The 24301-nt window shown below is 69.7% G+C and carries 23 protein-coding genes; 9 read left to right on the forward strand and 14 right to left on the reverse strand.

Annotation, left to right across the window (positions count from 1 at the left end; all coding sequences use genetic code 11):
• Window positions 1-11 precede the first annotated feature (11 nt).
• The 4 genes from LSF15_RS08345 to rpoB form a co-directional block, all read right to left on the reverse strand.
• Window positions 12-1154 (reverse strand): ABC transporter permease family protein, encoded by a 1143-nt coding sequence (locus LSF15_RS08345; protein ID WP_232498065.1) that lies wholly within the window; start codon window positions 1152-1154, stop codon window positions 12-14.
• A 94-nt stretch (window positions 1155-1248) separates the two neighbouring features.
• Window positions 1249-1929 carry a hypothetical protein gene (locus LSF15_RS08350; RefSeq protein WP_232498066.1) on the reverse strand — a complete coding sequence of 227 codons (681 nt, stop codon included), beginning with the start codon at window positions 1927-1929 and terminating at the stop codon, window positions 1249-1251.
• A 232-nt stretch (window positions 1930-2161) separates the two neighbouring features.
• Entirely contained in the window at window positions 2162-6058 is a 3897-nt protein-coding gene (gene rpoC / locus LSF15_RS08355; RefSeq protein WP_232498067.1) for a DNA-directed RNA polymerase subunit beta', read from the reverse strand.
• Between the two features lie 42 nt (window positions 6059-6100).
• Window positions 6101-9592 carry a DNA-directed RNA polymerase subunit beta gene (gene rpoB / locus LSF15_RS08360; protein ID WP_232498068.1) on the reverse strand — a complete coding sequence of 1164 codons (3492 nt, stop codon included), beginning with the start codon at window positions 9590-9592 and terminating at the stop codon, window positions 6101-6103.
• 295 nt (window positions 9593-9887) lie between these two features.
• Between rpoB and LSF15_RS08365 the strand changes: the two genes are divergently transcribed.
• Together LSF15_RS08365 and LSF15_RS08370 are read left to right on the forward strand one after the other, a co-directional pair.
• A complete protein-coding gene (locus LSF15_RS08365) occupies window positions 9888-10658 on the forward strand; it encodes a spermidine synthase (RefSeq protein ID WP_232498069.1) in 771 nt (256 codons plus the stop codon).
• Window positions 10659-10702: 44 nt separating this feature from the next.
• Window positions 10703-11563, forward strand: coding sequence for a spermidine synthase (locus LSF15_RS08370; protein WP_232498070.1), 861 nt, complete (start codon window positions 10703-10705; stop codon window positions 11561-11563).
• 4 nt (window positions 11564-11567) lie between these two features.
• On the opposite strand, the gene LSF15_RS08375 is transcribed toward LSF15_RS08370, so the two are convergent.
• From LSF15_RS08375 to LSF15_RS08390, 4 genes are all read right to left on the reverse strand, one after another.
• Window positions 11568-13199: a glycoside hydrolase family 10-like protein gene (locus tag LSF15_RS08375; RefSeq protein ID WP_232498071.1), complete on the reverse strand. Its 1632-nt coding sequence runs from the start codon at window positions 13197-13199 to the stop codon at window positions 11568-11570.
• Between the two features lie 77 nt (window positions 13200-13276).
• Entirely contained in the window at window positions 13277-14140 is an 864-nt protein-coding gene (locus tag LSF15_RS08380) for a 5-oxoprolinase subunit C family protein (RefSeq protein ID WP_232498072.1), read from the reverse strand.
• On the reverse strand, window positions 14140-14766 hold the full coding sequence (locus LSF15_RS08385; protein ID WP_232498073.1) for a 5-oxoprolinase subunit B family protein: 627 nt from the start codon (window positions 14764-14766) through the stop codon (window positions 14140-14142). The genes LSF15_RS08380 and LSF15_RS08385 overlap by 1 nt, the downstream gene beginning before the upstream one ends.
• Window positions 14763-15524: a LamB/YcsF family protein gene (locus tag LSF15_RS08390; protein WP_232498074.1), complete on the reverse strand. Its 762-nt coding sequence runs from the start codon at window positions 15522-15524 to the stop codon at window positions 14763-14765. Before LSF15_RS08390 ends, LSF15_RS08385 begins: the two co-directional genes overlap by 4 nt.
• A gap of 49 nt (window positions 15525-15573) precedes the next feature.
• Between LSF15_RS08390 and LSF15_RS08395 the strand changes: the two genes are divergently transcribed.
• From LSF15_RS08395 to LSF15_RS19030, 3 genes are all read left to right on the forward strand, one after another.
• Complete coding sequence (locus tag LSF15_RS08395) at window positions 15574-16770, forward strand: PQQ-dependent sugar dehydrogenase (RefSeq protein ID WP_232498075.1); 1197 nt, start codon at window positions 15574-15576, stop codon at window positions 16768-16770.
• 74 nt (window positions 16771-16844) lie between these two features.
• Window positions 16845-17342: a SprT-like domain-containing protein gene (locus LSF15_RS08400; RefSeq protein WP_232498076.1), complete on the forward strand. Its 498-nt coding sequence runs from the start codon at window positions 16845-16847 to the stop codon at window positions 17340-17342.
• A gap of 24 nt (window positions 17343-17366) precedes the next feature.
• Window positions 17367-17996, forward strand: coding sequence for a CGNR zinc finger domain-containing protein (locus LSF15_RS19030; RefSeq protein WP_232498077.1), 630 nt, complete (start codon window positions 17367-17369; stop codon window positions 17994-17996).
• A gap of 29 nt (window positions 17997-18025) precedes the next feature.
• On the opposite strand, the gene LSF15_RS08410 is transcribed toward LSF15_RS19030, so the two are convergent.
• Entirely contained in the window at window positions 18026-18607 is a 582-nt protein-coding gene (locus LSF15_RS08410) for a 2-phosphosulfolactate phosphatase (RefSeq protein ID WP_232498078.1), read from the reverse strand.
• Window positions 18608-18819: 212 nt separating this feature from the next.
• Here LSF15_RS08410 and LSF15_RS19035 point away from each other — a divergent pair, with 212 nt between their 5' ends.
• On the forward strand, window positions 18820-19056 hold the full coding sequence (locus tag LSF15_RS19035) for a helix-turn-helix domain-containing protein (RefSeq protein WP_232498079.1): 237 nt from the start codon (window positions 18820-18822) through the stop codon (window positions 19054-19056).
• The gene (locus LSF15_RS08420; RefSeq protein ID WP_232498080.1) at window positions 19049-19912 is read left to right on the forward strand and encodes a type II toxin-antitoxin system HipA family toxin; all 864 of its coding nucleotides are present in this window, start codon (window positions 19049-19051) and stop codon (window positions 19910-19912) included. The genes LSF15_RS19035 and LSF15_RS08420 overlap by 8 nt, the downstream gene beginning before the upstream one ends.
• A gap of 84 nt (window positions 19913-19996) precedes the next feature.
• On the opposite strand, the gene LSF15_RS08425 is transcribed toward LSF15_RS08420, so the two are convergent.
• The 5 genes from LSF15_RS08425 to LSF15_RS08445 all read right to left on the reverse strand — a co-directional run bounded on the left by LSF15_RS08425 (window position 19997) and on the right by LSF15_RS08445 (window position 22940).
• Window positions 19997-20164, reverse strand: coding sequence for a hypothetical protein (locus LSF15_RS08425; RefSeq protein WP_232498081.1), 168 nt, complete (start codon window positions 20162-20164; stop codon window positions 19997-19999).
• Window positions 20165-20175: 11 nt separating this feature from the next.
• Window positions 20176-20643, reverse strand: coding sequence for a hypothetical protein (locus LSF15_RS08430; protein ID WP_232498082.1), 468 nt, complete (start codon window positions 20641-20643; stop codon window positions 20176-20178).
• A complete protein-coding gene (locus LSF15_RS08435; RefSeq protein ID WP_232498083.1) occupies window positions 20640-21122 on the reverse strand; it encodes a hypothetical protein in 483 nt (160 codons plus the stop codon). Before LSF15_RS08435 ends, LSF15_RS08430 begins: the two co-directional genes overlap by 4 nt.
• A gap of 18 nt (window positions 21123-21140) precedes the next feature.
• Window positions 21141-21449: a hypothetical protein gene (locus LSF15_RS08440; protein WP_232498084.1), complete on the reverse strand. Its 309-nt coding sequence runs from the start codon at window positions 21447-21449 to the stop codon at window positions 21141-21143.
• A gap of 231 nt (window positions 21450-21680) precedes the next feature.
• Window positions 21681-22940: a hypothetical protein gene (locus tag LSF15_RS08445; RefSeq protein ID WP_232498085.1), complete on the reverse strand. Its 1260-nt coding sequence runs from the start codon at window positions 22938-22940 to the stop codon at window positions 21681-21683.
• A 103-nt stretch (window positions 22941-23043) separates the two neighbouring features.
• On the opposite strand from LSF15_RS08445, the gene LSF15_RS08450 reads away from it, so the two are divergent.
• Together LSF15_RS08450 and LSF15_RS08455 are read left to right on the forward strand one after the other, a co-directional pair.
• Window positions 23044-23553 (forward strand): hypothetical protein, encoded by a 510-nt coding sequence (locus LSF15_RS08450; RefSeq protein WP_232498086.1) that lies wholly within the window; start codon window positions 23044-23046, stop codon window positions 23551-23553.
• Entirely contained in the window at window positions 23550-24179 is a 630-nt protein-coding gene (locus LSF15_RS08455) for a DUF1684 domain-containing protein (RefSeq protein WP_232498087.1), read from the forward strand. The genes LSF15_RS08450 and LSF15_RS08455 overlap by 4 nt, the downstream gene beginning before the upstream one ends.
• The last annotated feature ends 122 nt before the right edge of the window (window positions 24180-24301 follow it).

Raw genomic sequence — 24301 nt, forward strand, 5'->3', positions numbered from 1 at the left:
CGCGTCGGTGCTCAGCTCTGCAGCTGCGGGCCGGCGGCGATCTGCCGGTCGTACTCTTCGAGCGCGAGCCGATTGCGTTCGGTGACGCCACGACCGCGCGCGGCGATCCAGCCGCCGAGCCAGATCGGGATCTCGCGCGCGATCGCGGCCGCCACGATCGCGAAGGGGTCGAGCCAGCGCTGCGACACGAACGCCGACGCCTCGTCGAGCGAGAGGTTCCAAGCCTGCACCGTCATCAGCGCGCCGCCGATGTACGAGAAGTAGACGAGCGCCGCGACGAGGATCCCGAACACCGCATACGTCCACCAGGGACCGCGGTTGATGACGACGGCGAGCAGCATGAAGCCCACGAAGAACGCCACGATCGGCACCCAGAACACGAGCCACCGGTCGCCCCCGAGGAACCTCGCAAAGTCTCCCGACGGATCGGGCCCGGTGAGCAGCACCAGGTAGCCGATGGCCGCGTAGAGCAGCGCGAACAGCACGGTGCCGACGAGCGCGACCAGGATGCCGAATCCCCGGTTGCCCTTCCGCTTCGGCGGTGTCGGCGCCTGCACGTAGATGGTCTGCGGGCCGGGGGTCGGCGCGACATAGAGGGGCTCGGGTTCGGGTGCGAGGGTGGCTGCACCCGCGGTGGCACCCGCTGCGGCCGTCGAGGCCGGCACGTAGGTCTCGCGTCGCACCGACCCGGCGGGCACGGGCGCGGGCGTGGAGTCGGTGTCGTCGATGCCGTCGTCTTCGGATGTCGCGGCTCCCGCGTTCGCGCGGGCGACGGCCTCGTCGAGGCGCGAGGTCGTCGCCTCGGGCTCGGGAGCGGCGGGCTCGGAGGCGGCAGGCTCGGCCGCGACGGGCTCAGGGGCGGCGGCCGCACCTTCGTGTTCGACCGGCTCGGTCGTGGTCGGCTCGCGGTCGACCGGCTCGGATGCCGCCGGTTCGCGCTCGATCGCGGGCTCATCGGCGAGCGCCGCTTCGTCGGCTGCCGGTTGCGCGCGCGGCGTCTCGTCGACGGATGCGTCATCGGGCGCCGTCTCGTGAGCCGCCGTCTCAGCGGGCGTCGCCTCCTCGTGCGCCGTCTCGTCGACCGCGGCCTCGTCGGACACGCCCGACGCGTCGTCGGCGCGGCCGGGCTCGGAACCGGGAGTCGTGCTGCTCATGGTCGGGCTCCTTTCGGGCACCCTCGTGCCCGCTGTCGGCCACCACTGTAACGCCACGACACGCCGCGGCGCGGGATCCCGCGCCGCGCGGTGATCAGCCGAAGATCGCGGCGACGATGTCGTGCGTGTACCCGTCGGGCGCCGCATTCACCCAAGCCGTCGCGATCCAGACACCGGATCGCAGGAAGTGCGACTCGCCGAACGCCCCGACCTCGCCCTCCTGCTCGACGACGCATCTCGTGCCCTCGAGTTCCTCATAGCAGCTGTAGCCGAGAGCGTTGAGTGCCGCGCGCGTCTCCTCCTGCTGCACTTCGGAGAGCGCCGCGATGTTCGTGGTGATGCCGACATCGCTGCCGCCCTCGGGAGTTGCCCAGATGCAGGTGAGCCGGGTCGTGCCCTCGAGCATGGTCTGCAGGCCCACGTCATCGCTCGCATACCGGACGCCGCTCTCGGGCTCGTCGGTCCAGGTCGGATTCAGCGCGAGGTCGAGCTCGCCCTGCCAGTCGCGGGTGTAGATCCCCGTGCAGTCGTCGGGGATCGGCGCCGCGTCGGGCGCCGGCGGGGTGACGACCGCGGTCGGTGTCTGCGCGGCCGGAGTGGGCCGATCGACCGAGGTCGGCGAGGGCGTCGGCGCCGTCCCCGTCGCCCCGCCGATCAGCATGCCGACGACGAGTGCCACGAGGATCGCGAGCAGAGCCGCCACGAGCCCCAGCCAGAAGACCGGGCGCTTCGCCAGCGGACGCCGGTCGGACGATTGCTCGGGATGCTCGGTCATCGCGGCTCCTGCGCTCGATATCGATGTCGATGTGGCGAGCGTATCGCCGTGTCGCGGCGAATCTCGGCAACCTCACCGATGCGAATCGCCTCCCGTCGGGACATCCGCTTCACGCACGACGAAGGGCCCCGGATCGCTCCGGGGCCCTTCGTTCGATCTCGATACGGCGCTTCGCGCCTAGATCTCGATACGGCGCTTCGCGCCTACTCGACCCACCGCTCGATCACCGGGATCAGCTGTAGTTGCCGGGCGTGAAGTCGTCGCTCGAGAACGCATCGAAGTCGACGAAGCTGAGGTCGCCCTCGCTGAAGGCCGCGTCGTCGGTGAAGATGCGGTTCGGGTAACGCTCCGCCTTCGCCTCTTCCGTTGCCTCGACCGCGACGTTCCGGTACTTCTGCAGTCCGGTGCCGGCGGGGATCAGCTTGCCGATGATGACGTTCTCCTTGAGGCCGACGAGCGGGTCGGACTTGCCCTCCATGGCGGCCTGCGTGAGCACGCGGGTCGTCTCCTGGAAGGACGCGGCCGACAGCCACGACTCGGTCGCGAGCGAGGCCTTGGTGATACCCATGACCTCCTGGCGGGCCGAGGCCGTCTTCTTGCCCTCGGTGAGCGTCGCGCGGTTGATGCCGTTGTACTTCAATCGGTCGACGAGCTCACCGGGCAGGAGGTCGGTGTCGCCGTGGTCGACGACGGTGACCTTGCGCAGCATCTGGCGCACGATGACCTCGATGTGCTTGTCGTGGATCGGCACGCCCTGCGAGCGATACACGTCCTGCACGCCGTTCACGAGGTGCTTCTGCACCTCGCGGACGCCCTTGACCCGGAGGACCTCCTTGGGGTCGACGGTGCCGACGATCAGCTGCTGGCCGAGCTCGACGTGCTGCCCGTCTTCGACGAGCAGCGTCGAACGCTTGAGCACGTTGTACGCGATGGGCTCGTCGCCGTTGTCGGGCGTGAGGATGACCTTGCGCTGCTTGTCGGTCTCGTCGATCGTGATGCGACCCGGAGCCTCGACGATGGGCGACGCACCCTTCGGGGTACGCGCCTCGAAGAGCTCCTGCACGCGGGGAAGACCCTGCGTGATGTCGTCGGCCGAAGCCGAACCACCGGTGTGGAAGGTACGCATCGTGAGCTGCGTGCCGGGCTCGCCGATCGACTGGGCCGCGATGATGCCGACGGCCTCGCCGATGTCGACGAGCTTTCCGGTCGCGAGCGAACGACCGTAGCACTTCGCGCAGACGCCGACAGCGGACTCGCAGGTGAGGACCGAGCGCACCTTGATGCTCTCGACACCCGCACCGATGAGCTTGGCGATGAGCACGTCACCGACGTCCTCACCGGCCTCGGCGACGATCTCGCCCTTCGCGTTCACGGCATCGGCCGCGAGGCTGCGGGCGTAGACCGCGTTCTCGACGTTCGGGTCGCGCACGAGCTCGCCCGACGCGTCGACCGCCGCGATCGGCAGGTCGAGGCCCTTGGTCGTGCCGCAGTCGTCTTCACGGATGATGACATCCTGCGAGACGTCGACGAGACGACGCGTGAGGTAACCCGAGTCGGCCGTACGGAGGGCCGTGTCGGCCAGACCCTTGCGGGCACCGTGCGTCGCGATGAAGTACTCGGCGACCGAGAGGCCCTCGCGGTAGCTCGAGATGATCGGGCGAGGGATGATCTCACCCTTCGGGTTGTTCACGAGGCCTCGCATACCCGCGATGTTGCGGATCTGCAGCCAGTTACCACGGGCGCCGGACGACACCATGCGGTTGATGGTGTTGTCCTCGGGGAAGCTCTCGCGCATCGCGACGGCGACCTCGTCGGTGGCCTTCGTCCAGATCTGGATGAGCTCCTGACGACGCTCGAGGTCGGTCGTGAGACCCTTCTCGAACTGCGACTGCACCTTGGCGGCCTGCTTCTCGTACCGCGACACGATCTCGCCCTTGGTGGGGGGCGTGATGATGTCGGAGAGCGCGACGGTCACGCCCGATCGGGTCGCCCAGCGGAAGCCGGCGTCCTTGATGCGGTCGAGGGTCGCGGCGACCTCGGTCTTCGGGTAGCGCTCGGCGAGGTCGTTGACGATCTCGGAGATCTGGCCCTTGCCCGCCTGCTTGTTGAAGAACGGGTAGTCGACCGGGAGCGCCTCGTTGAACAGGGCGCGACCGAGGGTCGTCTCGAGCAGGAACGGCTTGCCCGACTCGAAGCCCTCGGGCTCGTCGCCCTCGGCGAAGTGCAGACCGTCGAGACGGATCTTCACCTTCGCCCCGAGGTCGAGCGCGAGGTCGCCGGGCTTGTTCTGGTCGAACGCGAGGATCGCCTCGGCGATCGACGAGAACGCGCGGCCCTCGCCGGCGCCGCCGGGCTTCTCGGTCGTCAGGTGGTGCAGGCCGATGATCATGTCCTGCGAGGGCAGGGTCACCGGACGCCCGTCGGACGGCTTCAGGATGTTGTTCGAGGCGAGCATGAGGATGCGGGCCTCGGCCTGCGCCTCGACCGACAGCGGCAGGTGCACGGCCATCTGGTCGCCGTCGAAGTCCGCGTTGAACGCGGCACACACGAGCGGGTGCAGCTGGATGGCCTTGCCCTCGACGAGCTGCGGCTCGAACGCCTGGATGCCGAGACGGTGCAGGGTGGGCGCACGGTTCAGCAGCACGGGGCGCTCGCGGATGATCTCCTCGAGCACGTCCCACACCTGCGGGCGCGAACGCTCGACCATGCGCTTGGCAGCCTTGATGTTCTGCGCGTGGCTCAGGTCGATGAGGCGCTTGATGACGAACGGCTTGAAGAGCTCGAGCGCCATCTGCTTGGGCAGACCGCACTGGTGCAGCTTCAGCTGCGGGCCGACGACGATGACCGAACGGCCCGAGTAGTCGACGCGCTTACCGAGCAGGTTCTGGCGGAATCGACCCTGCTTGCCCTTGAGCATGTCGCTCAGGGACTTGAGGGCGCGGTTGCCGGTACCCGTGACCGGGCGACCACGGCGGCCGTTGTCGAACAGCGCGTCGACGGCCTCCTGCAGCATGCGCTTCTCGTTGTTCACGATGATCTCGGGCGCACCGAGGTCGAGCAGGCGACGCAGGCGGTTGTTGCGGTTGATCACGCGACGGTAGAGGTCGTTGAGATCGGATGTCGCGAACCGGCCACCGTCGAGCTGCACCATCGGGCGCAGCTCGGGCGGGATCACCGGCACGACATCGAGCACCATCGCGGCGGGCGAGTTGCCCGTGGCGAGGAAGGAGCTCACGACACGCAGTCGCTTGATGGCGCGGATCTTCTTCTGGCCCTTGCCCTCGGCGATCTGCAGGCGCAGGTCTTCTGCCTCGGCGGCGAGGTCGAACGAGAGGAGGCGCTTCTTGATGGCCTCGGCGCCCATGTAGGCGTCGAAGTACATGCCGAAGCGGTCCTGGAGCTCGTGGAAGACCGAGTCCTCGGGCTTGAGGTCGCCGACCTTGAGGGTGCGGAAGTCCTCCCACACGCGCTCGAGGTGCGCGATCTGCTCGTCGCCCGACTTGCGGACCTGCGTCATCTCCTTGTCGGCGGCCGCCTCGGCGCGCTTCTTCTGGTCGCTCTTGGCGCCCTCGGCCTCGAGCTGCTCGAGCTCGGCCTCCTTGCGCTTCATGAGCTCGGCGATGCGCGCGTCGCGCTGGTCGCCGATGGTCTTGATCTCGAGGCGGAGCTCGTTCTCGAGACCGGGCATGTCGGCGTGACGACCCTCGTCGTCGACGTCGATCACCATGTAGGCGGCGAAGTAGATGACCTTCTCGAGGTCTTTCGGCGCCATGTCGAGCAGGTAGCCGAGTCGGCTCGGCACACCCTTGAAGTACCAGATGTGCGTCACCGGGGCGGCGAGCTCGATGTGGCCCATGCGCTCACGGCGCACCGAGGACTTGGTGACCTCGACACCGCATCGCTCACACACGATGCCCTTGAAGCGCACACGCTTGTACTTGCCGCAGGCGCACTCCCAGTCGCGGCTCGGGCCGAAGATCTGCTCACCGAACAGACCGTCCTTCTCGGGCTTCAGGGTGCGGTAGTTGATGGTCTCGGGCTTCTTGACCTCACCGTAGGACCACTTGCGGATGTCCTCTGCGGTGGCCAGGCCAATACGAAGCTCGTCAAAAGTCGTTGCGTCGAGCAATTTCTCTCCTTGGAAAGTTCTCTAGTCGTCTACTGGCCTGGCTTAGATCTCGTCGATGTTCGACGACTCGAAGCGCGCGGAGATGTTGATGCCGAGTTCTTCCGCTGCACGGAAGGCCTCGTCGTCGGTGTCGCGGAGCGAGACCGCGGTGCCGTCGGCCGAGAGCACCTCGACGTTCAGGCAGAGCGACTGCATCTCCTTCATGAGCACCTTGAAGGACTCGGGGATGCCGGGCTCCTGGATGTTCTCGCCCTTGACGATCGCCTCGTACACCTTGACGCGGCCGAGGATGTCGTCGGACTTGATCGTGAGGAGCTCCTGCAGCGCGTAGGCCGCGCCGTAGGCCTGGAGCGCCCAGACCTCCATCTCACCGAATCGCTGACCGCCGAACTGCGCCTTACCACCGAGCGGCTGCTGGGTGATCATCGAGTACGGGCCCGTCGAACGCGCGTGGATCTTGTCGTCGACGAGGTGGTGCAGCTTGAGGATGTACATGTAGCCGACCGAGACCGGGTACGGGAAGGGCTCGCCCGAACGGCCGTCGAAGAGCTGCGTCTTGCCGCTCGAGTCGATGAGCCGCTCGCCGTCGCGGTTGGGGAGCGTCGAGTCGAGCAGACCCGCGATCTCCTCCTCGAACGCGCCGTCGAACACCGGGGTCGCGACCTTGGTGCCGGGCACGGCCTCGTGGGCGTCCTTCGGGAGCTTCTTGGCCCACGCCGGGTTGCCCTCGACCTTCCAGCCCTGCTTGGCGACCCACCCGAGGTGGGTCTCGAGCACCTGGCCGAAGTTCATGCGGCCGGGGATGCCGAGCGGGTTCAGGATGACGTCGACCGGGGTTCCGTCGGCGAGGAACGGCATGTCCTCGACCGGGAGGATCTTCGAGATGACGCCCTTGTTGCCGTGACGGCCGGCGAGCTTGTCGCCCTCGGTGATCTTGCGCTTCTGGGCGATGTACACGACCACGCGCTGGTTGACGCCCGAGCCGAGCTCGTCGTCACCGTCTTGCGCGTCGAACACCTTGACGGCGATGATCGTGCCCTGCTCACCGTGGGGGACCTTCAGCGACGTGTCGCGAACCTCACGGCTCTTCTCGTTGAAGATCGCGCGCAGCAGGCGCTCTTCGGCCGAGAGCTCGGTCTCGCCCTTCGGCGTGACCTTGCCGACGAGGATGTCGCCGGGGCGCACCTCGGCACCGATGCGGATGATGCCGCGCTCGTCGAGGTCGGCGAGGAGGTCGGGACTCACGTTGGGGAGATCGCGGGTGATCTCTTCCTTGCCGAGCTTGGTGTCGCGCGCGTCGACCTCGTACTCCTCGATGTGGATCGACGAGAGCACGTCATCCTTCACGAGGTTCTGGCTGAGGATGATCGCGTCCTCGAAGTTGTGGCCCTCCCACGGCATGAACGCCACGAGGAGGTTCTTGCCGAGCGCGAGCTCGCCGTTGTCGGTCGCAGGACCGTCGGCGATGACCTCGCCGGCCTCGATGCGCTCGCCCGCGTTCACGATGACGCGGTTGTTGTACGACGTGCCCTGGTTGGAGCGGTCGAACTTGCGCAGGAAGTAGGTCTGCGTGCCGCCCTCGTCGAGCTGCACGGTCACGGCGTCGGCCGAGACCTCAGTGACGACACCGGACTTGTCGGCGGTGATGACGTCACCGGCGTCGATCGCGGCGTAGCCCTCCATGCCCGTGCCGACGAACGGCGAGTCGCTGCGCAGCAGCGGCACCGCCTGACGCTGCATGTTCGCACCCATGAGGGCGCGGTTCGCGTCGTCGTGCTCGAGGAACGGGATGAGCGAGGTCGCCACCGACACCATCTGGCGCGGCGAGACGTCCATGTAGCCGATCTCGTCGGCGGGGAACAGGTCGACCTCGCCGCCCTTCTTGCGGGCGAGCACGCGGGCTTCCACGAAGTGGCCGTCGGCCTTCAGCGGCGCGTTGGCCTGGGCGACGATGTAGTCGTCCTCCTCCATCGCCGTGAGGTAGTCGATCTGCTCGGTGACCCGGCCCTCGACGACCTTGCGGTAGGGGGTCTCGATGAACCCGAACGAGTTGATGCGCGCGAACGACGCGAGCGAGCCGATGAGGCCGATGTTCGGGCCTTCGGGCGTCTCGATCGGGCACATGCGGCCGTAGTGCGAGGGGTGCACGTCACGGACCTCGACACCCGCGCGGTCACGCGAGAGGCCGCCGGGGCCGAGCGCCGAGAGGCGGCGCTTGTGCGTGAGGCCCGCGAGCGGGTTGTTCTGGTCCATGAACTGCGACAGCTGCGACGTTCCGAAGAACTCCTTGATCGCGGCGACGACGGGTCGCACGTTGATCAGGGTCTGCGGCGTGATCGCCTCGATGTCCTGGGTGGTCATGCGCTCGCGCACGACGCGCTCCATGCGGCTGAGGCCGGTGCGCACCTGGTTCTGGATGAGCTCGCCCACCGCGCGGATGCGACGGTTGCCGAAGTTGTCGATGTCGTCGACGTCGAGCCGGATGTCGATTGCCTTGCCACCGCGGCGGCCGGCGATCGTGTCGCGCTCGTCGTGGAGGGCGACGAGGTACTTGATCGTGGCGACGATGTCCTGCACCGTGAGCACCGAGTCGGTGAGGGGCGCCTCGAGGCCGAGCTTGTTGTTGATCTTGTACCGGCCGACCTTGGCGAGGTCGTAGCGCTTCGGGTTGAAGTAGAAGTTGTCGAGGAGCGCACGCGCGGCCTCGGCGGCGACCTGCTCGCCCGGGCGCAGCTTGCGGTAGATGTCCTTGAGCGCCTCTTCCTTCGTGAGGATGTTGTCCTTCTCGAGGGTGAGGGCGATCGACTCGTAGCCGGCGAACTCCTCGAGGATCTCTTCGGAGGTCAGGCCGAGGGCCTTCAGGAACACCGTGACCGACTGCTTGCGCTTGCGGTCGATGCGAACGCCGACCTGGTCGCGCTTGTCGATCTCGAACTCGAGCCACGCTCCGCGGCTCGGGATGACGCGTGCCGAGTAGATGTCCTTGTCGGAGGTCTTCTCGGGGGTGCGCTCGAAGTAGACGCCGGGCGAACGGACGAGCTGCGACACGACGACGCGCTCGGTGCCGTTGATGACGAAGGTGCCCTTGGGGGTCATCAGCGGGAAGTCGCCCATGAAGACGGTCTGGGTCTTGATCTCACCCGTGAGGTGGTTCATGAACTCCGCGTTCACGTAGAGCGGAGCGGAGTAGGTCTTCGACTTCTCCTTGCACTCGTCGATCGTGTACTTGGGAGGCTCGAGCTCGGGGTTCGTGAACGAGAGCTGCATGGTCTCGCCGAGGTCCTCGATCGGCGAGATCTCTTCGAAGATCTCCTCGAGACCGGTGGTCTCGGGCAGGTCCTGACGACCTGCGGCCTTGCCATCGGCGAGGCGGGCCTTCCAGGTGTCGTTGCCGACGAGCCAGTCGAAGCTCTCGGTCTGGAGTGCGAGCAGGTCGGGTACCGTGAGGGTATCGGTGACCTTCGCGAACGAGAGGCGGCTGGCACCGCGTCCGTTCTTGGGGGTGGGCGTGGTTGCGTTGCGCGCAGCAGCCAAGTGAATAACCTCCATGGCCCATCGGCCGGTTCACTGTCGGTAGCGGAGAGTTGAGTACCCCTCAGACGAGGTGCGGATGCCGGAGACCTGGAGGTCTCGGCACGCACGAAGCCGACCGCAATATGAAGGCATGGTGGGTCTGGGAGCGCAAAGGTTAACTATATGGCTCCAGACGCGCCGTGTCCAGTCGATTCTTGACCTCGCCGCGGATCTCAGGTATAACCCAGCTTCGCGACGGCGCGCACACCACGACGACCGAGACTCCGATCGCCGCTTCACGTGGGACGATGCATCAGTGGAGCCGGGGCGGCAGCATCGCATCGAGTTCGAGGCCGACATCTTCTCGGCCACGGGACTCACGCTGCTCGTCGACGGCACGGCCCAATCGCACGTCGACCCCGACGACCCGACTCGGCTGTTCTTCGAGTACGTGCGCCGCATCGGCCACGTCGTCGACGCGATCGGACTGCCGGGTTCACCGCTGCACGCCCTGCACCTCGGCGGCGGCGCGCTCACGCTCGCGCGCTACATCGCTGCGACCCGGCCCGGCTCCCGGCAGGTGGTCGTCGAGCTCGATCCCGAGCTGCTCGACCTCGTGCTCGCCCGACTGCCGCTGCCGATCGGCGCCGACATCGCGCTCGTGGTCGGCGATGCGGCATCCGTCATCGGCGACCTCGCGTCGCAGATGCCGTTCGACGTCGTCATCGTCGACCTGTACGCCCGACTCGAACCGCCCGCGTTCGTCGCGACGCCGTCGTTCATGAGCGGATGTCTCGCGCTCGTCGCCCCCGGCGGGCTGCTGACCGTGAACGTGGCCGATGCCGCGGGACTCGAGCGACTGCGCGCGCAGGCGCGTGCCGTCGCCCGGGCCGACCCGACCGCCGAGCTGCTGGTCACCGCCGACGCCTCGGTGCTGTCGGGTGACGATGAGGGGAATGCGGTGCTCGTCGCGGCGCCCGACGGGCTTCCCGGACGGCTCGCGGAGCGGCTCGCGGCGAACGGCCCGCATCCTGCCGAAGTCCTCACGGGCGCGCGCCTCGACTTCGCGCTGTGGGGAGCGTGCTGACCCGACCGTCAGCGGCACGGCGGGCAGGGGGTAGCGTGGCCACCGTGCCAGATCTCGAACGCCGCCTCGCCGTGAGCGGGCACCTCGCCCAGCTCGAGGAGTCCCGCCAGACTCCCGGCTCATGGACCCTCTTCGTCGACGGCACGCCGCAGTCGCACGTCGAGCTCGAACGGCCCGAGTGGCTCGGATTCGAGTACGTGCGGCGCATCGGGCACGCGATCGACCTCGTCCGGCCCGAGGGGCAGGCGATCACGGCCGTGCACCTCGGCGGCGGCGCCCTCACCCTGCCCCGGTACATCGTCGCCACGCGACCCGGGTCGCGACAGCAGGTCGTCGAGCTCGAGTCCGATCTCGTCGACCTCGTTCGCGAACACCTGCCGCTCCCCCGCGGCGCGCAGCTGCGCATCCGTCACGGCGATGCCCGAGAGGTGCTCGCGAAGCTGCCGGCCGGCCTCGACGGCGCCGTCGACCTCGCCGTCGTCGACATCTTCTCGGGGGCTCGCACACCGGCGCACGTGACGAGCGCCGAGTTCTACGGCCTCGTCGTGCCGCGGCTGGCGCCCGCCGGCATCGTCGCGGTGAACGTCGCCGACGGCGCGGGCCTCGCGTTCGCCCGGTCGCAGGCGTCGACGCTCTCGTATGTCTTCGAGCACGTCGCGATCGCCGCCGACCCCGCCATGCTGAAGGGCCGGCGTTTCGGCAACGTCGTCATGTACGCGTCGAACCAACCGCTGCCGTTCGATGCGATGCCACGCCGTCTCGCGAGCGACCCCGCCCCGGCGAAGCTCGTCGAGGGCGACGAGCTCCGCCGGTTCATCGCGGGTGCCCCCGTCGTGACCGATGCCACGGCAGTGCCCTCGCCGCCGCCCGCGCGCAGCGTGTTCCTCGCGAAGCCGGGCGCCTGAGGCCTCAGGCGATCGCGGCGACCCGGCTCGGCGCGCTCTCGTTCCAGACGCGGTCGAGCGCCGTGACCGCGTACGCGTACTCGCGGCCGGGCTCGGCGCCCTCGTCGACCCAGCGCTGCACGACGCCGGGCGTCGCCCTGAGCGTCACGACGAGGTTCGCCGCGTCCTCGACGTCGATGCTCGAGCCCCCGCCGTCGACGCGGTAGACCGCGAACGAGGTCGCCCGCCGGCTCGGTGTCACCGCATCCGACCACTGCAGCGCGACGCCGGCATCGCTGCGCTCGGGATCGGCGAGCACGGGCGGGCGCACCGAGGTCGCCGGCAGCCATTCCATGGCCGGCACGATCGCCGGGCGCGCGTAGTGGTCGGCGAGCACGCGCGACATCGAGCCCTGCGGGTCGGCGGGGACGTGCTTGGCCGAGAAGTACACGTTGCCGTGCACGGGCGTGCCGGAGGCATCGATCTCGCGGTCGAAGGTCAGGTGGTTCGAGAGCTCGGCCGGATCGGTGAACACGCCCGAGGTCACCTTGTAGAGCGCCTCGCCGATGTAGAGGTGCGTGGCGGATGTCGCGGCCACGTCGGCCCACCACGGCACGAGCTTCGCGTAGTCGGCGACGGCGAGCCCGAACTGCCAGTAGATCTGCGGGTTGATGTAGTCGAGCCAGCCCTCGAGCACCCACTTGCGGGTGTCGGCGAACTGCAGGTCGTACGACTGCGAGCCGCCGGTCTCGGAGCCGAGCGGGTCGGTGGCGCGGTTGCGCCAGATGCCGAACGGGCTGATGCCGAACTTCACCCAGGGCTTCAACGCCTTGATGCGCTCGGACACCGAGCTCACGAACGTGTCGACGTTGTGGCGCCGCCAGTCGGCGATGTCGTCGAAGGCGGCGCCGTGCGCGGCGTAGGTCGCGGCATCCGGAATCGTCTGCCCGGCGACCGGATAGGGGTAGAAGTAGTCGTCGAAGTGCACGCCGTCGAGGTCGTAGTGCTCGACCGAGTGCAGGATCGCCTGCTGGATGTGCTCCTGCGCCTCGGGGAGGCCCGGGTCGAAGTAGAGCTTGCCGCCGTAGGGCCAGATCCACTCGGGGTGCACCCGTGCGGGGTGCTCGGGCACGAGCTTCGCCGGGTCGGCCTGCATCGACACGCGGTAGGGGTTGTACCAGGCGTGCAGCTCGAGGTTGCGGCGGTGCGCCTCGTCGACGATGAAGGCGAGCGGGTCGTAGCCGGGGTGCTGGCCCTGCACGCCCGTGAGGTACTGCGACCACGGCTCGAGCGGGCTCGGCCAGAACGCGTCGGCCGTGGGGCGCACCTGCACGAACACGGCGTTCAGGTTGAACTGCTCGGCGACGTCGATCCAGTGCAGGAACTCGGCGCGCTGCTCGTCGGCGGTCAGTCCCGTGCGCGACGGCCAGTCGATGTTCACGACCGACGAGATCCACATGGCGCGAAGCTCGCGCTTGCGCGGCGCGACCGCCGCGTCGGGCTCGTTCGCGGCAGCGCCGAACGCGGGGCCGGCCGAGAGCGTGCCGACGGTCACGGTGAATGCGGATGCGGCGGCGCCCGCCACCGCGAGTGTCAGGAAGCCGCGTCGATCGAAGCCCGCGTCCGGCAGGGCGGGCGGCGTGGTGTCGGTGGTCATCGTCGATCCTCCGTAGGGTTCGGTTTCGGAAGATACTTCCATACTCGACGCCGCATGTGAAGTGTTTTTTCCAGCCATCACGCGTGCCGGAATCGCACCTCCTGACCCGGCCGCACCTGCGCGACCACGTCGAGCGACGCCGGCGTGACGATCGCGACGACCGGGTAGCCGCCCGTGACCGGCCCGTCGGCGAGCAGGATCGTGGGCTGGCCGCCGCCGGCGACCTGCATCGACCCGGGCACGGTCGCCTCGCTCGCGAGCTCGCCCTCGACCCGGCGGGCGAGCGGCGCGCCCACAAGCCGCACCCCGACACGGTCGGCCCGCTCGGTCACCCGCCAGGGCGTCTCGAAGAGGGCATGGCGTGCGGCATCGGTGAACCAATCGGCGCGCGGGCCCGGCAGGAGCGCGAGCGTGACCGGGCCGCCCGCGGGCGGGAATGCCGCGTCCTGGTCGATGAGCGGCACGGATGCCGCGGGCTCCGCCCCGATCGCGAGCACGCGGCCGGGCGCGAGGGGCTCGGGTCCGAGCGCGGCGAGCGTGTCGCGAGCGCGCGAACCGAGCACGGGCGGTTCGTCGATGCCGCCGCGCACTGCGAGCAGGTAGCGGATGCCGCGCTCTGCCGCGCCGAGCTCGAGCACGGAGCCCGGTCGGGCGCGGGCCGCCGCGTACGGCGCGACCGGTCGGCCGTCGAGCGTCACCCGTCCCCAGGCGCCGGTGACCGCGAACCACGTCTCGGCGCCCTCGAATCGTGCCCGGAACCCGCCGACGAGCACCTCGAGCACGGCGCGCCCGTCGGGATTGCCCACGAGCCGATTGGCGAGCCTGGCCGCGCCGCGATCGAGCGCTCCCGACCGCGAGACGCCGAGGTGCGCGAACCCCGCGCGCCCGAGATCCTCGACGAGGGCCAGCGGGCCGGGCTGCTCCACGACGAGCCGGGCCATCAGTCGGCCGCCTCGAACCGCACGCGTCGCCCCGGCACCAGGAGCGCGGGCGGGTCGGACTGCGCGTCCCACAGCACCGCGTCGGTGCGGCCGATGAGGCGCCAGCCGCCGGGGCTCTGGCGCGGGTACACGCCCGCGAATGCTCCGGCGAGCGCCACGGCGCCCGCGGGCACGCGCGTGCGCGGCGCGTCGAGGCGCGGCACCTCGTAGGGCCAGTCGTCGCAGACGAGATAGCCGAAGCCGGGGGCGAAGCCCGCGAAGGCGACCCGCCATTCGGCGGACCGATGCGCGTCGACGAGTGCCTCGGTCGAGATGTCGAGCAGGTGCGCCGTCGCCGCGAGGTCGTCGCCGTCGTAGACGACCGGGATCGTCGCGACATCGGCGGCCTCGCGCTCACCGGTGACCGGCGCCGCGAGCGTGGCACGCCGGATCCACGTCATCGCCGACTCCAGCGGCAGCACGTCGGTATCGACCCCCACGAGCACGGTGCGGGCGGCCGGCACGAGTTCGACGACCCCGGGTAGCCGGTCGGCGGCGAGCGCGTCGTGCAGGGCGAGCACCTCGTCGAGGCCGTCGCATTCGACGAGCACCGCCGCCTCGCCGCTCGGCAGCAATCGACGGTTCACGCGAACGCCTCGATGCGGTACCCGGCGCCCTCGAGCGCGGCGCGCACCGCGCTGCCGATCGCGACGGCGCCGGGGGTGTCGCCGTGCAGGCACAGCGAGTCGGGAGCGAGCTCGACGCGGCTGCCGTCGTCTGCGGCGATGGCGCCGGTCTCGACGAGCTCGAGCGCGCGATCGGATGCCGCCGCCGGGTCGTCGATCACCGCGCCGGGCTCGCCCCGCGGGGCGAGCGAGCCGTCGGCCACGTAGCCGCGGTCGACGAAGGCCTCGCGAGCGAAGGTGAGGCCGACGTCACCGGCGGCCTTCTCGATCTCGCTCATGGGCTGCCCGAGGATCGGCAGCGCCGCGTCGTAGGCGGCGACCGCCTCGGCGAACGCCCGAGCCGCCGCCGCATCGATCGAGAGCCGGTGGTAGAGCGCACCGTGCGCCTTGACGTACCTCACCCTGGTGCCGGCGGCGCGCGCGACCCCGTCGAGCGAACCCAGTTGCGCGAGGAGCTCGGCGGCGACCTCTGCCGGTGTGGTCTCGAACGGCCGGCGACCGAAGCCGACGAGGTCGCGATAGCCGGGGTGCGCCCCGAGCGACACCCCGTGGCGTGCGGCGAGTCGTGCGCTCGCGGCCATGGTCATGGCATCGCCCGCGTGGTAGCCGCACGCGACGTTGGCGCTCGACACGAGCGTGAACATGGCCTCGTCGTCGCCGACGCGCCATGCGCCGAACGACTCGCCCAAGTCGCTGTTGAGGTCGATCGCCGGTCGCATGCTCCCATTCTGCCGTCGCCGCGGGCACACTGGAGCGGGAGGGACTCCGATGCGACGCACGACGCCCAACGACCGGCGGCCACGACGCCGCGCCGCCCGGGGGTTCGTCCTCGGCGCAGCTGTCGTGGCCGCCGCCGTGCTGCTCGCGGCGTGCACGCCCGAACCCGTCGCGCCGCCCGCGTCAGTTGCCCCTTCGCCGTTCCCCTCGCCCGACCCGTCGGCGACGGCACCGGTCGAACCGCCGCCGGTGCTGCTGCCGGCGAGTGAGCCCGAGGTGCTCGCGTCGGGCCTCGCGGCGCCCTGGTCGATCCTGCGCGTACCGGTCGGCGGCGTGCTCGTGAGCGAACGCGACTCGGGTCGCATCGTCGAGGTGCTCGGCGACGGGTCGCTGCGCGTTGCCGGCGAGGTGGCGGGCGTCGTCGCGGGCGGCGAGGGCGGCCTGATGGGCCTCGCGTACCTGCCGAGCACGGGCGAACGCGGGCCGTTCGTCTACGCGTACCACACCGCGGCATCCGACAATCGCATCGTTCGGATGCCCCTCACCGGCGTTCCCGGCGCACTCGAGCTCGGCGCTCCCGAGCCGATCCTCACCGGCATTCCGCGTGCCGGCAATCACAACGGCGGGCGCATCGCCTTCGGGCCCGACGGGTTCCTGTACGCGACCGCGGGCGACGCGGGCGACCGCGACGCCGCACAGGACCCGTCGTCGCTGTCGGGCAAGATCCTGCGCATGACGCCCGAGGGCGAGGCGGCGCCCGGCAACCCCTTCGACAACCTCACCTGGTCGCTCGGGCACCGCAACCCGCAGGGGATCGCGTGGGATGCCTCCGGCGGCATGTGGGCGGCCGAGTTCGGCCAGAACACGTGGGACGAGCTCAACCGCATCGAGGCGGGCGCCGATTACGGCTGGCCGGTCGTCGAGGGGGCGGCGGATGACCCGCGGTTCGTGAACCCCGTCATGCAGTGGCCGACCTCCGAGGCGAGTCCGTCGGGGCTCGCGATCGTGGGCGACACCCTGTTCCTCGCGGCACTGCGCGGGCAGCGGATCTGGTCGGTCGCGCCCGCGACGGCGGGTGGCGAGCTCGCCGCGGCCGAGTGGTTCCCCCACGAGCTCGGGCGCATCCGCGACGTGACGGCCGGGCCCGACGGGTCGCTCTGGTTCATCGGCAACAACACCGACGGGCGGGGGTCGCCCCGCGAGGGAGACGACCGGCTCTTCCGGGTGCGGCTCGAACCGGTCGGATGAGGCACCCGTTGCTCCCCGTTCTGGGGACGCGGAATTCGGGTCCGAGTGTCGCTGCGCGGGTCTATTCTCATCCCATGGCGGATCTGGAACGGGTGCGGCGGTGGGCAGAGGCGCTCATCGTGCTGCATCTCGATGCTGCCGAGTGGTCGTTCGGGTTCGACAACGCGAAGAAGCGGGCGGGCCTGTGCAACTACACGGCCAAGCGAATCTCGGTGTCGCGCTACCTCGCGGCCCGCTACGACGACGACGAGATCCACCAGATCCTGTTGCACGAGGTCGCCCACGCCCTCGCGGGCCCGCGCGCGGCGCACGGGCCCAAGTGGGCTGCGATCGCCGCCCAGCTCGGTTACGTCGGTCGTCGCACGCATGACGGCGAGGTCGCGCACGAGCTCGCCCCGTGGATCGGGCAGTGCCCGGCGGGGCACGAGCACTTCCGCTACCGCGAGCCGAGCCGGCCGCTCAGCTGCGGCCTCTGCCGCCGCGGGTTCGACACGGCGAACCTCATCATCTGGCACCACCGCGAGATCACCTCGGCGGTGCGTCGCCGGGCTGCGAGCGCCGCGGCCGGGTAGCCCGCGACCCGATAGGTTGGTGCTGTGCCCGTCTCAACCGTGTCGATCCCCGTCGGGCAATGGCTCGTCTCCGCCGAGGGCACGCGGTGGTGGTTCGACTCGGGTTCGCTCGCACTCGACTTCGCCACGACCGGCATCGTCGTCGGCTCGGGCCAGGCTCCCCGAGCCGATCGGTTGCACACTCCCGATGATCTCAGCGCGTGGCTGCGCGAGCGGTTCCCGGTCGCCATCGGCGTGGCGCGCACGCGCGACCTCTTCGACGCGATCTCGCTGCGCGACGCCGTCGGCCGCATGGCGCTTCGCGCCAGCCGCGGCGAGGCGCCCTCACCCGCCGACATCGACGTCGTCAACCTCTATGCCGCGACGCCCGACGTTCCTCCGTCGATCGTGGGCGGCACACGTCAGGTCGGGCGCTCGGTGCATACCGTGCCGCAGTCCCTGTCGACGATCGCCCGCGACGCGGTCGACCTCTTCGACCCGGTGAATTCCGGTCGCATCCGCGCCTGCTCGGGCGAAGACTGCGGCATGGTCTACCTCGACACGTCGCGCGCGGCGACCCGGCGCTGGTGCTCGATGCAACGGTGCGGCAATCGTGCGAAGGTGCGCGCGCATCGCGCCCGCAAGCGCCCCGCCACCGCCGACGTCGCCGCCTGAGGGGTTCGGGGCGGGTTCGGACGGGAGCCCTATGCCGTCGTCGCGTCCACCGCGCCGACGTCGGCTCCCGTGCGGGTGATGCGCACCGAAGACGAGGAGTCGAGCCCGCTCGCTGCGTGCACCACAGCCGGATCGACGCCCGCTGCCGTTGCGGCGCGGCCCGAACCCGACGCGCCCGTCAGGTGCCGCACCGCCCGGCGCAGCGAGGTGAAGGCCCCGCAGGCGACGGCGGCCTCAGGCGAGGTGTCGTCGATGCCGAGGTCGATGAGCGCATCGACGATCGCGCCGGCCGCGAGCACGTCGTCGGCGGCGAATGCGCCGTCGGAGCCGCCGGCTGCGACGATGGCGATGAAGACCCGCCGACCGATGCGCTCCTGCTCGGCGAGCAGCCACGCCGCGACGGCGGCGACGTCGATGAAACCGGCCTCGAGCACGGCCGGGCCCGCCGGCAGTTCGGGGATGGCCCGAGACGGGACATCCGCCAGCACGTCGACCCACACGATCACGTCGGCGCCGCCGCCGATGCGCTGCGCGCCCGTGACGCCCTGATCGAAGCGGACCTGGTAGCTCGCCTGCGCGCGCGGGTCGAATTCGGGGGTGCTCTGGGACATGCACCGAGCGTAATCGCGCCGATTCGCACGTGACGCGGCATATGACGCTGTGTGAATGACTCCGTTGTGCGATTGCCGTGGGGTCACATCGGCTCAGCGTGACGTTGGAAATGTAGTCAATCCGCTTGACGTTGAAAATGTAGTACATCGGATTGATGTTGAAAAGGTAGTCGAGTATGATGATGTGGAAAACGTAGTCGAAAGGAGCGACAGTGTCCTACAAGGCGAAGATCGCCGACGCAGCCGCCCTCGGCGTCGCGATCCAGCAAGCCCGCCTCGCGGCCGGAATCACCCAGCGCGACCTCGCCGAACGACTGGGCACCACGCAGCGATACGTGTGGGAGCTTGAAGCGGGCAAGGACTCCAAAGCCATCACCCGCATCTTCGAAGCGCTCCGAGAGACCGGAGTCACCGTCACCCTCGACGTGCCAGAAGGCCCGCGTGGCTGACAGGAAGCTCATCGTCGAACTCCACGGACGGCAGATCGGACATCTCGTCGGCACCGGAAGCGAGTTCGACTTCCGGGCCGACGAGGACGCCATCCGCGAATACGGACTCGGCAGCACAGCCATGTCTCTTGCCGTCCCGCTCGTCCCGCGGCCGCCTCGCACGCAGAAACGGATCCGCGCCAACTTCTTCGCTGAGCTCCTCCCCGAGGGCATGGCGCGAGATCGGCTCGCCGCAGAAGCGGGCGTGCGCCGCGACGACATCCTCGGCATGCTCGCCACCTACGGCCGCGACATCGCTGGCGCTCTTCAGGTCTGGGACCCCGATCTACCAGACGAGCCGTGCACCCCTGCGACTGAATCCCTCGAAGACGCCGACGTACGCCGGATGCTCGAGGATGTCCGCGTCGCACCGCTCGGCAACAAACCCCGCCGCGGGAAGACGTCACTGAACGGCGTCCAATCCAAGATCGTCCTCGTCCGCACTGGCCACAGGTGGGCCCGCGCCATCGACGGCTACCCCTCCACCCACATCATCAAGCCGGTGGTCCCCGAGTACCCGACGACGATTTTCGATGAGGAGTACGGGTCCAGGTTCGCGCGAGAGCTCGGACTCGCCGACTTCGACACCCACCTCGGCCAGTTCGCCGACGCCGCCGCGCTCGTCATCGAACGCTACGATCGATCGCCGGCCACCCCGGACGGCCGCGTTCATCAGGAAGACTTCAGCCAGATCCTCGGCCTGTCGGCAGGCAATGATGGAGACGGCGCTTTCGACCCAGACGCAAGCTCCGCGCCTCCCGCGGGAAGGGGATGGGAGGCCGCTGGTCAGTCGGCCGGAACGAGGCCGCCCAGCTGAGCCCGAAGTTGCCAACCGCCTACGAAGACAGCCCGTGGGCCAGCGTGATCTGTTGAGTCGTTGCTGATCCGCAGCGGGCTGGGTTTATGCAGGTCGGAAGGTGAACATGAACAGTAGCGGCCAGATGTAGAGCAGCACGACGATGAGCACGCACAGACCGGACCAGAACACCCATCGCGCCGTAGTGAGCGGTACCGCCTCGAGGTAGTTCGACAGCGCCCAGCCTGTGGCGGTTCCGTACCGGCGCTTCAACCTTCACGGAATCATCGAAGCTCGAGAACGTACTCCGTGTCGTGCTCCTCGACGATGACGGTCAGCGGCCGGCCGTCCACTGACGACGGCAGCTGGAACACGTGCGTGGTCGGCGACATGTCGGCCGTGCACGGATCGTGCGGTGACTGACCGAACTCGATCCGCACCTCGTCTGCAGCGAGCACCTGCAGGTCGCCGGCGACTGACGGACAGCTGCTGCTGCCCATCGTGATTACCCCGAAGTCGTCGTCACTCAACCATCCGACGACCGGCTGATGATCGAGGGGGTCCGGTTCAGGCCCTCCCCAACCGTCAACGAACCCGCTCACCACCCGCTCGGCCTTCGACCCACCGCCGTGGAAACCCTCACCGTCCCCCGTTGTTGCCGGCGGCGCACAGCCCGCGAGCGTCAACACACCGACCAGCAACACTCCGCCCGTCGTTGAAGGAATCAGCCTTCGAGCAGCACCGCGGCTCATAGCGTGATGCTGACGGGTTCGAACTGGAACGGGCCTCCACATTCCCCGAACACACCCCCCCGCTCGACGGTCACCGGAATCTCGTATGCCTTGTCGCTCAGGGTCCGGCCCTCGTCATCCGTCACGAGCACGCGCACCGTCTGGATCGAGCCGTCGCCCATACCGTCCCGAATGAATGGGTCCTCCTGAGGAACCTCCCACCGCTGTCCATCTTCGCGAGCCAGATCAGCGGGTGTGCATGCGTCGCCGAAGCAGGCGGCGACCGACGTTGTACTCGCCACTGGCTCGCTGAACTCGAGCACAGCTGGCCCAGTGTAGATGTACGCGATCGCTGGGCATGCCACAACGCAGCCCGACAAGGAGACCGCGACCCCGGCAAGCGTTGCGGCATTCAGAACGGAGGCAATCGCGCGGCGCATCCTCGGCTCCGATTTCCGGTGGTCAGTCGCAGAGAGGTCGATGCCCGCGGGGGTGTTCATGACGTGTGACCGCCCTGACTACTGCAACGGCCTGAGGATGACTTCCTCATCGCGGCGAACGTTCGGGGCGCTTTGGGTGACGGTCGGAGCTTCAAGGATGACGGCGACATCAAGGGCGACCGTTCTCTGCAGGCGGGTCGCTTCGCCGTCCGCGGTGATCATCATCTCAACCGGAAGAGTGAGATTGCGCGATTCCGCCGAGCCCTCCGTCTCCGGCTCGGTCGCGCTTGTTCGGATGCTGCCATCACCGCTGCCAGTGCACCCGCTCAACAGGGGCACCGCCGCAATGGCCGCAACAACGAGGAGCTTCCCGCGATCCTTCAACATGACTGCACCGTAACGCCCGCGTAGTGCCCGAAGTCCTCACAATTGCGTAACGCGGAGAACGTTGGGGGCGCTCGGTATCAGCTGAGCATCGATTCACGCGAGGACCCATGCTTCGAAGGGCGGGATCCGCAGAATCGGCCACGGGTCACGCGGTCAACGCGTCTTGCTCACCCCGAGCTGCGACCTCCGCGCGCGTCCCGTGAGCCGGTCGATGACCGGGGCACCCCGAACTCACCCCCCGCGGATGTCAAACATGGCCAGCGCCTCGGCGTCGCTCGCGCGCGAGGTCGCGCGCCGCGCCGCATCGAGGGCGGCCACCGGGTCGGGCTCCTGTCGCGCGATGACGAGTTGCCGCTCGGCCTCGGCGAGCCTGGTGCGTGCGTCGGCGCCGACACCGCCGCGGCCCCGGTCGATCGCAGCTCGCGCGACCCGCAACTGGCTCTCGGCGATCGCGATCGCGCCGCCCAGTGCTCCGCGTGCGCCGTCGAGCCGATTCTGCGCGGTGCGCGCCGCTGCACGTGCGACCTCGAGCCGGTCGCGGGCGGCACGGAGCCGGTCGCGATCCACGAACGGGTCACCGGACACCTCGCCACGTGCGGCGACGATCGCAGACACTTCGCCGATCGCCGCGCCCAGCCGCGCCCCCGAATCCGCGTCATCGGCGCCGTCGCGCTCCTGGCGCGCGGCAGCGAGTTCAGCCTCGAGCTCCGCGGCCTCCTCGGTCGCCGACGCCTGCGCGGCGGCCAGCTCGAGCTCGAAGCCCTCGAGGTCGCCGAGCTCGCGTTCGGCCGCCGCCACCCGGTCGCCTGCGACGCCGAGCCGGTCGGCGACCGGACGGCTGCCCGCAACGCGGCGCTCGGCCTCATCGAGCGCCTCCGCCGCACCTGCCAGCGCAGCCTCGGTGCGCGACGCCGCCGACCGCGCACCGGCGAGCGCGGTCGCGTCGAAGCGGGTGGCGAGCCGATCGAGCGTCTGCGACGCCTCGGCTCGTCGCCGCTCGAGGCGCGCGGCCTCCTCGCGGAGTGCCGGCAGCTCGGCGCCCGCACCGCGCTCGGCCCTGCGTCGCGCGGTGAGCGCCGCGTCGGCGTCGACGATCGCGGCGAGCGCGGAACGGCACAGGTCGTCGATGCGCACCGTCCAGTTGCGCCGTTCCGCCGCCGAATCGGGCTCGGCGTCGTCGAGGCGTTGCTGCAGCAGGAACGCCTCGCGCAGCCACGCCCGAGCCGAATCGACCGTCGTCCGCAGCTCGCGGGCCGATGCCGCGCCGAACTGCGCCTCGACGAACGCCACCTCGCGCTCCGCGTCGCGCACGGCGTCGTCGGCCTGCACGATGCGCGCCTTCGCCTGCACCTCAGCGGCGCGCCCCTGCTCGAGCTCGCGTTGCTCGCGGCGGGTGCTGAGCCGGCGGAATCCGACGACGGCCCCGCCGAGCACGACCGCCGCGGCGCCGAAGACGAGGAGGGAGGGCAACCACCAGAGTCCGTCGGCCATGTGCGGGAGTCTAGGACCTGCGGATGCGGCGGCGCTGGGTGCGGGAGCCGCGAATCCGGCCACGGTGCTTGGCAGGGACATCCGCTCGTCATACTCTCGGCACATGCGGGTGCTCCTGAAACTCGAACTCGACTGCACGGCCGATGCCGCGTGGCGGGCGATTCGGAGCCCCGCGGTGCTCCGCGAGGTCGTGGCGCCCTGGCTCGATCTCACGTCGCTCGAACCGGGTGGACTGCCGACGGTGTGGCCCGAGGGATCGCACCGTCTGCGCGCTCTCGCCTTCCGGCGATTCCCTGCAGGCGACGAACACGTCGACGTCAGCTATCCGGGCGGGCTGCCGGCCGGCGTGCGCATGCTGCGCGACTCCGGCGGCGCGACCTCCGGCCCGCTCGCGATGTTCGACCGATGGGACCATCGCATGGCGGTCTCACCGCTGCCCGACGGCCGCACGCTCTATCGCGACCAGCTCCTCGCCCACGCGGGGGCGCTCGACCTCGTCGCGTGGTACCCCACGTGGGCGTTCTGGCAGTGGCGCGGTGCCCGCCTGAAGCAACTCGCGCCAGGGTGGTCGTTCGATCCGCCCGGAACTGCCGACGAGCGGGCCGCGGCATGACCGACTCGATCGGCGCCCTCCAGCTCTCCGACTGGCGTCGCCGGATGTTCGGCCTGTATGCGGGCGTGCGCCAGCTCAGCGTGCACGACCCGGCGGCTGGCCACGAGCTGTGGAAGTCCGCGCGCGACGAGCTCTTCGCGGGACATCCGCTCTCACCACTGCTCCCCGACGACCGCGCGCAGTTCACCGGCCTGACCGTGCCGCGCTACGACCCCGACTGGCGGTACGAGCTCGAGGTGCATCGCACCGACGAACCGCTTCGCGTCACCGTCGACGGCGGCCCCGACGGCCCGGTCCCGTTCTCGCTGGTGGGAACGGTGCACATCCCGTACTTCGGCAGGCTCGATGTCTGGCGCCTCATCGACTACGGCGGCGGGCTGTTCCTGCCCGTGAAGGACGGTCTCGCGGGCACGCCGGGCGGCACGTACGGGGGCGGCCGCTACCTGCTCGACACGGTGAAGGGCGCCGACCTCGGCCCCGGTGCCGAACGCGACAGCCTCATCGTCGACTTCAACTTCGCGTACAACCCGTCGTGCGCCTACGACCCGTCGTGGTCGTGCCCGCTCGCGCAGGCGGGCAATACGGTCTCCTCCGAGATCCCGGTCGGCGAGCGGATGCCCCGCTGACAGGTTCGTCCCGGTCCCGTGCGCTATGCTCGTCATCGGTGTGCGCGATGATCGCGCCGCCTGCGTCGTAGAAACGCTTCCGGGCAGGGCCTCATCGCGAGGGCGCCCGTTGACTCTCATAC

Source organism: Agromyces humatus (genome assembly GCF_021228295.1).
Lineage (GTDB): Bacteria > Actinomycetota > Actinomycetes > Actinomycetales > Microbacteriaceae > Agromyces > Agromyces humatus.

Coding starts and splice junctions, on each gene's coding strand:
- LSF15_RS08395 (WP_232498075.1), top strand. CDS start 15,574: ATGCGACGCACGACGCCCAACGACCGGCGGCCACGACGCCGCGCCGCC.
- LSF15_RS08440 (WP_232498084.1), bottom strand. CDS start 21,449: ATGTTGAAGGATCGCGGGAAGCTCCTCGTTGTTGCGGCCATTGCGGCG.
- LSF15_RS08400 (WP_232498076.1), top strand. CDS start 16,845: ATGGCGGATCTGGAACGGGTGCGGCGGTGGGCAGAGGCGCTCATCGTG.
- LSF15_RS08410 (WP_232498078.1), bottom strand. CDS start 18,607: ATGTCCCAGAGCACCCCCGAATTCGACCCGCGCGCGCAGGCGAGCTAC.
- LSF15_RS08375 (WP_232498071.1), bottom strand. CDS start 13,199: ATGACCACCGACACCACGCCGCCCGCCCTGCCGGACGCGGGCTTCGAT.
- LSF15_RS08455 (WP_232498087.1), top strand. CDS start 23,550: ATGACCGACTCGATCGGCGCCCTCCAGCTCTCCGACTGGCGTCGCCGG.
- LSF15_RS08445 (WP_232498085.1), bottom strand. CDS start 22,940: ATGGCCGACGGACTCTGGTGGTTGCCCTCCCTCCTCGTCTTCGGCGCC.
- LSF15_RS08380 (WP_232498072.1), bottom strand. CDS start 14,140: ATGGCCCGGCTCGTCGTGGAGCAGCCCGGCCCGCTGGCCCTCGTCGAG.
- LSF15_RS08435 (WP_232498083.1), bottom strand. CDS start 21,122: ATGAACACCCCCGCGGGCATCGACCTCTCTGCGACTGACCACCGGAAA.
- LSF15_RS08430 (WP_232498082.1), bottom strand. CDS start 20,643: ATGAGCCGCGGTGCTGCTCGAAGGCTGATTCCTTCAACGACGGGCGGA.
- LSF15_RS08390 (WP_232498074.1), bottom strand. CDS start 15,524: ATGCGACCGGCGATCGACCTCAACAGCGACTTGGGCGAGTCGTTCGGC.
- LSF15_RS08345 (WP_232498065.1), bottom strand. CDS start 1,154: ATGAGCAGCACGACTCCCGGTTCCGAGCCCGGCCGCGCCGACGACGCG.
- LSF15_RS08350 (WP_232498066.1), bottom strand. CDS start 1,929: ATGACCGAGCATCCCGAGCAATCGTCCGACCGGCGTCCGCTGGCGAAG.
- LSF15_RS08450 (WP_232498086.1), top strand. CDS start 23,044: ATGCGGGTGCTCCTGAAACTCGAACTCGACTGCACGGCCGATGCCGCG.